Below are 1,274 nucleotides of genomic sequence, written 5' to 3'. Positions count from 1 at the left end.
GCCCCGTCGGCGGGGACGGTGCTTCCGGGGCTGTGCTTGGCGGCCCCGTCGGCGGTGGCGGGGAGGTGCCCGGGCATTCCGCAGGCGGCGGTGCTTCCGTGATCGGGCGGTCGGTGGACGGGGGCGGTGCTGGGCCCGGGGGCCCCGTGGGCGGGGACGGGGCTTCGGCGTCCGGGGGCCCCGTGGGCGGGGACGGTGCTTCCGGGGCTGTGCTCCGTGGCCCCGTCGGCGGTGGCGGGGAGGTGCCCGGGCATTCCGCAGGCGGCGGTGCTTCCGTGACCGGGAGGTCCGCAGGCGGGGGTGATGCCGCGCCCGGGGGCTCCGTAGGTGGGACTGGGCGGCGGGTTGTGTGGGTTCGGGTGGAGTTGGCTGAGGCGTTGCGGTATTTGCCTGGGCGGTTGGAGGAGGCCGTCGGGCAGTTGGGGCGGGTGCTTGAGGAGGGTGCCGGTGAAGTCGGGGTGCGGCTCGCCGCGCTGGTGTGCCTCGCCCGCGTGCACCGGGCCCGGTACGCCCGCGACGGGGATCCGGCGGCCCTCGACGCGGCGTCCGAGGCGTACGGGCGGGCCCGGCGGCTGATCCCCCGCGACGGGGAGGCCTTCGCGGAGCTGCTGCCCGAGTGGGGCGACGTACTCCTGGAACGGGCACGGGCCACCGAGGGGCGCCGCATCGCCTCCACCGCCGTACGGGTGCTGCGCGAGAGCCGCGCCGCGGTACCCCAGTCCGACCCCGGGGCGCCGTACCGGCTGCTGCGGCTGGCCGCCGGGCTGCGGCTGCGGCACGCCTACGAGGGGGACCTGGTCGACCTCCGCGAGGCGGAGCACCTGCTGGAGCTGGCCGCCCGGCAGAGCCACCGCCCCCTGGAACGGGCCCGGGCCTGGCGGGAGCACGGGGACGTCCAGCAGGAGATCCACGCCCACACCCGCACCACCGACCGCCTCGACCGCGCGGCGGACTCCTACCGCCGAGCCTGGCTGGCCGCACTGGACGCCGCGCAGGAAGCCGACCGGGCCGCCGAGCGGGTCGCGGACTGGGGTGCCGAAGTGGTCGCCGACCGGGTCACCGACCGAGCCGTCGAGCGGGGCGCTGGCCGGGCCGCCGACCGGGGTGCCGACCGGGTCGTCGAAGGGGCCGCCGACTGGGGTGCCGAAGTGGCCGCTGGCCGGCCCGCCGGGCGGGGTGCCGGCCGAGCCGCCGAGCGGGGCACCGACCGGGTCACCGACCGAGACGCCGACCGGGATGCCGAGCACGGAGCCGGCAGCTCCGCCGAGCCGCCC

2 pseudogenes are annotated in these 1,274 nt (G+C 78.6%); one reads left to right on the top strand and one right to left on the bottom strand.

Annotation, left to right across the window (positions count from 1 at the left end):
• Nucleotides 1–254, bottom strand: a pseudogene (locus ACFV0Q_RS41755) (hypothetical protein); the annotation flags it as partial.
• A gap of 144 nt (nt 255–398) precedes the next feature.
• Between ACFV0Q_RS41755 and ACFV0Q_RS41750 the strand changes: the two are divergent.
• A pseudogene (locus ACFV0Q_RS41750) lies at nt 399–1,274 on the top strand (hypothetical protein); the annotation flags it as partial.

The organism is Streptomyces sp. NPDC059564, assembly GCF_042735575.1.
GTDB lineage: Bacteria > Actinomycetota > Actinomycetes > Streptomycetales > Streptomycetaceae > Streptomyces.
Note: the sequence above shows the minus strand (reverse complement) of the source record. Positions and strands in the feature narration are given on the sequence as shown.